Annotated in this window: 6 protein-coding genes; 1 reads left to right on the forward strand and 5 read right to left on the reverse strand. The window is 41.2% G+C overall.

What is annotated here, in order from left to right; genetic code table 11:
* Nucleotides 1–159: 159 nt before the first annotated feature.
* The 3 genes from CRENPOLYSF2_RS18295 to CRENPOLYSF2_RS18305 all read right to left on the reverse strand — a co-directional run bounded on the left by CRENPOLYSF2_RS18295 (nucleotide 160) and on the right by CRENPOLYSF2_RS18305 (nucleotide 2,876).
* Nucleotides 160–1,524 (reverse strand): hypothetical protein, encoded by a 1,365-nt coding sequence (locus CRENPOLYSF2_RS18295; protein ID WP_087145395.1) that lies wholly within the window; start codon nucleotides 1,522–1,524, stop codon nucleotides 160–162.
* Nucleotides 1,525–1,798: 274 nt separating this feature from the next.
* Nucleotides 1,799–2,671, reverse strand: coding sequence for a DUF7687 domain-containing protein (locus tag CRENPOLYSF2_RS18300; protein WP_087145396.1), 873 nt, complete (start codon nucleotides 2,669–2,671; stop codon nucleotides 1,799–1,801).
* Nucleotides 2,661–2,876 carry a helix-turn-helix domain-containing protein gene (locus CRENPOLYSF2_RS18305; RefSeq protein WP_087145397.1) on the reverse strand — a complete coding sequence of 72 codons (216 nt, stop codon included), beginning with the start codon at nucleotides 2,874–2,876 and terminating at the stop codon, nucleotides 2,661–2,663. Before CRENPOLYSF2_RS18305 ends, CRENPOLYSF2_RS18300 begins: the two co-directional genes overlap by 11 nt.
* 94 nt (nucleotides 2,877–2,970) lie before the next feature.
* Between CRENPOLYSF2_RS18305 and CRENPOLYSF2_RS18310 the strand changes: the two genes are divergently transcribed.
* A complete protein-coding gene (locus CRENPOLYSF2_RS18310; protein ID WP_087145398.1) occupies nucleotides 2,971–3,885 on the forward strand; it encodes a DNA adenine methylase in 915 nt (304 codons plus the stop codon).
* Nucleotides 3,886–4,350: 465 nt separating this feature from the next.
* On the opposite strand, the gene CRENPOLYSF2_RS18315 is transcribed toward CRENPOLYSF2_RS18310, so the two are convergent.
* Entirely contained in the window at nucleotides 4,351–4,641 is a 291-nt protein-coding gene (locus CRENPOLYSF2_RS18315) for a hypothetical protein (RefSeq protein WP_140396900.1), read from the reverse strand.
* A 328-nt stretch (nucleotides 4,642–4,969) separates the two neighbouring features.
* Nucleotides 4,970–6,409 (reverse strand): hypothetical protein, encoded by a 1,440-nt coding sequence (locus CRENPOLYSF2_RS18320; protein WP_176371169.1) that lies wholly within the window; start codon nucleotides 6,407–6,409, stop codon nucleotides 4,970–4,972.
* Nucleotides 6,410–6,553 lie beyond the last annotated feature (144 nt).

The following is a 6,553-nucleotide window of genomic DNA, read 5'->3' on the forward strand; positions in this document are numbered from 1 at the left end:
GGACCCGCATGGTGGGTGGTGTGGGGGCTGGGGGTTAGATGCCCCTGGCTACCCGATTAGGCTGCCAGGCAATGCACAGTTGTTAAGATAGAACAGTACAAAATTGCCAAGTTAATAACCATCTATACAACTATCCAAATTCTCTGAGCCATTACACTTTTAACTAATTAATGTTGCAACTTTATCAACTATATCAGTTAATGCCTTCAATGAAGGCAGAGCCACAAGCGTACCTTGCCATAACGTTTTTAAAAGAGATTTCTTGGGTTCCGCTTTTGATAATTCATCAGTAAAAGACTCAAAATTTTCTGCAGCTTCTTTGTTTCCAGATATGTTAATTTCCTCAGCAATACGGATGAGTGCTTTTGCTGTTTCTTCATCGTGTGCTGCTTTAACTTTGTTAAAAGCATTTTGTACAATTGAACGATTAACAATATTGTTATTATCGCCAGTAACGTTAATTTGATCACCACTCAAATGATTTTCCTTTATGTATGTTTCAATATATGTATTCCCATAATACCTCTCATATACATGAAGAGTTTCCCAATCTATTGTGCCACGCACAATATCTGAAATAGGGAATTCGACAGAGCATGGGAATACACGGTAATGCTCGTCGAAATCCGTTAGAATAGTCGGCTCTCCATTTGAATATCTTGCTGCATAATCCAACAACCACTCTGCCGCAGAATTAACACTACGACTAGAGGAGGCTGGGGAAAATGAACAGAAAGTCCATGATTTATCTAGGTTTGTTGATTCATAATTGCGTGAACGCCATGTCTTATGAGTTGAAAACATAGCTGCCACCGTGGTGATCAGTAGATTACGAGGTGATGGATTCTGAAAAACAACCTCCTCAGCAAAAAAACAATATCGCGGTACATTTCTATCGAAATGTAGAGATGGCATTTTTTCTGTCAGAGACTGTAAAGTGCCAATAAGTTTGACTTGGCAGCCACCATATTCTTTTATGACGGGTATTACTTTACGATATTCTTCAAGCGGCAAAGCAATGGGAACTCCCTGATGAGATATACCTGTTGAAGATGCACCGAGAAAATATATCGTACTACCGTTTATTGCTTTTTCAGATAGCCTAATTGCACCAATACCGCCTTGTACCATTGAAGCTTTTCCATCAGGCAAATATTCTTCACGATCTGCTGATATTCGTCGCATAGCATATTCTCTTGACCACTCTGCTCGCTCTGTAAAGTAACGACCAGGTGCAAAAGGCAACCACTCCATCAAATGAAAACCTTCTAAACAAATATAAGCTCCAGGAAAGTGTCTTTCTGATAAAGCGTCTTTCCAAAACGAAGTATTGTCATAATAAGTTTTATCGGGTGCTTTGCTTACTACTTTTTGCGGCTGAATTTTTTCATATAAAACTGTTTTGAGAGCATCAACGAGAATTTCGCTAATATCATTGGCTCGTAAACTTTCACCTATCCCTTCTCCACCTCGGAAAAAATGATGTAATGTTTCTATATTTTTTTCGGAAAAGTTCATATTCATTTTAACCGAATCCCCTAGTGGATTATCTACTGTCAATTGTATCCAATTTTGAAAGCCTAACGTTTTGTTAAGGTGCCGGCCTTTGTATGAAATTAAGCAAAGTCAGCATCGTTTATTTTTTAACTGATTTTCAAAAACCGCCACAGTAAGGCCGGTCACGCTTGAACAAATTGTTAGCGTGCTAAATTGTACACTGAAGCTAAAATAATCCAGGATATAGGCTCAATTAAGCAACGAAGCTTACGTGCCTACTACAATTTAGTAACCATTACATTCAGCTCTTATTTACATCATAAATTGCTTTCCATTCTTTTGCTATTTCAGGAAGGCGCGAAATAACTTCACGACCGAATACAACTTCGTCAACGTAACCCATGTGGAGCATGTCCACCATGCGACATAGATATGAACGCCCACATTCCCACCATGTATAGTGATCGTCAATGAACAAGATATGCTGTACCTTGCGTTTGGCTGCTATTTCGAGTTCTTCCAGCTCCATACCATCTAATAATGTTTCATAGACACCATCGGCTACACGACTACCGAATGTTGTAGTGTAGTAATACTCCTTAATTTCCCATATCGCAATCGGATTGACGACAGACGGGAATGCTCCATCTACTCGCCGTGATAGCGTGCGTAAAGGCATAGCGTCATGTGTCATTGTAGTTAGGCTGCGCGGATCGTAATCGCATGGAGCATCGTCGATATTTGCTTCCACCAACATGTTGACGATCCCTGTTAAAAAAGCATAGTTCTTTTTCTCACCCGATTGTTTGTTCATGGGCAAAGGACATTTCGGATTTAACTCGGTCTTGAGTTTTTTAAATTCAATTTCAGCCGAATCTTTTTTCATGAAATGCCCTTGCACGGTGTCATTCAACACTGAAGCACGAAACTCAAAATAATCAAATAAGTGCTGACCAAAATCAGTCAAAACACCGTTTTTATTTTCGATATTTGTTGTTTTGAGACCCAATTTTTCGAATTGTTGCCGCACATCTTCTATCGATGGTACTTTGACCGACGATTCTATTCCTGTACGTTTGTTACCACGATTTGTATAGCCAACTTCTTGGCTAATTGTTCGGATATTCGCCCAAAATTCCTTGGGCTGGATGAGAAACCGAGGGTCAGCTTTCAAGATACCGTTCCACAAAATCAGTTAAAGAAATCCCCGTCGCTTTACATACAGCTTCTAATTCAATTAAATCAAGTCGTTGCTCCCCATTCTCATATTTCGACACATAAGATTGGGTCTCGCCGATTTTTTCAGCGAGTTGTAATTGCGTGAGACCGGCATCTAGTCGGATTTGCCGCAGTAGAGAAGATAGGCGAATTTTTTTCATTGCAGCAACTATAAATTCTAAATTGGAATATTCAAAATTAGAATGTTACAATTCTACAAACACAATCCTGTTTAATAGACTATGGTCAAAATAAATGCGCTCAACAGCTATTCGACAACAATTAGAATTGTTTGAACCCGAAGATTTGCCACTTTCTATTATGGCTCAACCAAAGCCTTTTCGTACCCAGCTTTTGAAATGGGTAGGCAACAAACAAAAGCAAGCCGATTCGATAATAAAATTTTTTCCAAAGCAGTTTGACACATATTTTGAACCGTTTCTTGGCAGCGGTGGCGTATTAGGTGTACTCGCGCCAGAAAAAGCGGTAGCTAGTGATATATTCGAGCCGTTAGTCCAAATATGGCAAATGCTCCACAGCGATAAAGAAGAATTGAAGCGGCAATACGCTGAGCGATATGCACTGATAGTGCAGTTGGGGAAGAAAGCCGCTTATGCTAAAGTGCTTACAAGTTATAACCAAGAGCCAAATGGTGCTGATCTTCTTTTTCTTTGTCGTGCCTGTTATGGTGGCGTTGTTCGTTTTCGTAAAAATGATGGTTTTATGAGTACACCAGTGGGTGTTCACGATCCAGTATCACCCGACAGCTTTGGGATTCGCACGGATATTTGGCATAATCGAACACGGGGTACACGTTTTTTACATTTAGATTTTGCTGCGGCTATGAACCAAGCGAAGTGTGGTGATTTAATTTACTGTGATCCACCTTATTCAGACAGCCAAACAATTCTTTACGGTGCTCAGGCATTCTCATTACCGAGGCTTTTTGATACTATCACTTCGTGCAAGGCAAGAGGCGTATATGTGGTACTGAGTATCGATGGCACAAAGTATTCAGGGCGGAAGCTTTGCGATATTGCTATTCCTGAAGGATTATTTGAACGGGAAGAATTTGTCAGTGTAGGTCGTTCGATGTTGAAACGATTTCAAATGGATGGAAAAACCTTAGAAGATCATGAAGTCCGTGACCGATTACTACTAACATTTTGAGAAACTCTCGCTGTTTTTTAAGAGTGGCGCTAACGTTTTGTTAAGGGGCTGCCCGTATGGAAAATAAGCAAAGCCCCCGATGTTGTTTACAAACTGAAATTTAAAAATGGCCAAGTACGGGCAGTCCCACTTGAACAAACTGTTAGGCTGCCAAACTATGTGATGTGGCTAAATTACCGCTGCACAAAAAGGCTAAACAATGCCACAAATGTTACCAAAACACAGAACTGGTGGATTGTATCCATGCTCGGCCATCAAAAACTAAATTAAGCACCAAATTATTCCGCATATAAAAATATTAAACTACACACTGTAATTCTGACGAAATACAGGATTCTCAAGGCGTGTGTGACCAGCCAAATCAAACGAAATGCATAAGCCATTCCGTGTAGAATATAGCCTCTAAATATCTAAAATGTTCGGTGTGTACAGCTCCGTCTGTTAGCAAAAATAATTAAATCTCAATTACCCGCCACCATCTGGTGTGTTGGGAGGTGGTCGACCGGTTCCATTAGATGCACATTTCATCATGGTTGTTGGGTCTTCTCCCTCTATACGGAAACTAGCCAGTTCATGGGACTTCGTTTCGACTATGGTTGCGACGGCATGGATTGGTTCCCAACTCATAAGCAATTTGTTGCATCCCTGATCTCTGAGATGTTGCTCTAACTCGTCCCACTGATTATGTTGAGCAATGAATTTAAGGAATTTACTTAACTGGCGAACAGACACTTCGGCAAGAGGTTCGATATTCATTCGGACTTTTGACATCATTGACTCCTAAAAAGTTGAAGATATAAGTTGTTTCATGCGGTATTAATGTAATGTTTCGATTAGGCTTCTATGAAAAAAAACATCGCTTGTGTAATCTATACTTCAAATTATGTTAAAAAATAATGACATAATTAGTAACACTTTTTTCCGATTTTGGCAGTTTTTTGCTGAACATCCACTGGCGGCCAGCGCGGGGCATAACGTATATTAGGCTGCCAAGCTACGCGCTGCGGCTTAAAACTAACACCGAACAAAAATATTAAACTATGCACCAAACGCATACGACTGACCAAGCATAAAAACGACAACGTTAAATTAGTGCGATTAAAGCTGCAATGCCTACTTTCCCGAGTTGTAAAGCAACTTCTTTCACCAAATCTTCGACTAGCCCCTGAATTCCAGAAGTTAATGTGTCATAGGCAACTAGCCGCCAGTGGAGACGACTTTGAGTTAGCTGATCCCAATTCCCAGCCAATTGCTGATTCGCACCTGTGTCAGTCCAATCATCATCCCGATTTCGCCCAAAGATTGTTATTGTTCCATCGAGTGTGTGGTCACGCGCGAACCCGTATCCCACCCCTGAAGGTGTCATCAAAACGATTGCGAGGGCGAAGTGGATATTCGGAAACCCGCTGTTGTGCATATGGCCGGCGAATGTAAGTAAATACGAATACGGATTATCTATTTTTGTACGTTGTAATTGATTTACCAATAAAACAGCAGAAGCTGTAAGTGAAACACCAGCACCTGCAAGTAAGGCTACTGAACTTGGGAATCCTGCAAATATAGCAGCCGATGTGGGGGCCGCAGTAAAAAAAGAAACTTTTAAAAAGCCGTTTAGTGCAGCATCCCAACCTTGAGCTTGAAGTGAATGACGGAGGCTTCTCATGGCAGGTAATACTTGGGCTTTATATTGGTCGTGTACCGCTTGTCTGAGTGCTTCAACAGATGCATCCTTTGGTATATCAGTAGTTAATTTGCTGATTTCACGACGAAACAAGGACAACTCCTCGCGATGGTCATTTTTAAATTTCAATAAATCTTTCACTGACAAATTTTGTGGTAGCTCTATGCTTTGCACAATTAAATCAATCAAAAGCCCTGGTGCTACTTCTTGAGGTAGTTCCCGATGTGGTCCGAATGCATGAAAATGACGTCCAAATCTTCTGCGATATTGAAAATCAATATCATTAGAGCCAAGAGGTCTTCCTTTGTGAACGGCAATTGCTAGTTGGTCAGCTGCACTTGATTCAGTTATAAGCCCAAGTCCAAGACGATTGGCAAGCTTTGATGCTAGCAGAGTCATATAGAAATTTGCAAATCCTGGGTCAACTCGATACCAACCCTCTTCGCTGAAGGCGTGTTCAAAGTGCGATCGAATCTCACGGGGTAGCTTATCAGGGTGGATATCCAAGAAGTACCGCAGTTCAGATGACATCTTTTCGGGATGAATTCTTGAAGGATGGTTCTCACTAGAAAATATTACGTTTGTAGATGCTGGATCAGTCAAAAAATCAAGGACGGTATCAGTCAGGGACTCAATTTCCTCCATATCTGATGATACCTGTACTGGCTCTAAAATTCCTTCATCGTTGAGTTCACGGGCTACAACGCTTGAGTATGGATCACGATAGGACTCAGGAACAATCGTACGAATTGAATCCCAGAAGAGTGCCGCGCTACGAAGCCAGCGTTCATTTTTCACGTCAATGTAAGGATAATATAGAGCTGACGAAAATGGAATTGGCATTAAGCTTCCCTTCAATAAGCAGTATTGGCTAACGTAAAGCTAAGGGGCGCGGCGGCTTTTCGCCGCGTCCCGCTTGAGCGCCATGTGTGCGCCCAGCATGGGCGCGATGTAATGGGGTGGAAGTCCCCTGTGGGAGAACCGAAA

This window comes from Crenothrix polyspora (assembly GCF_900163755.1).
In the GTDB taxonomy this organism is placed as follows: Bacteria; Pseudomonadota; Gammaproteobacteria; order Methylococcales; family Methylomonadaceae; genus Crenothrix; species Crenothrix polyspora.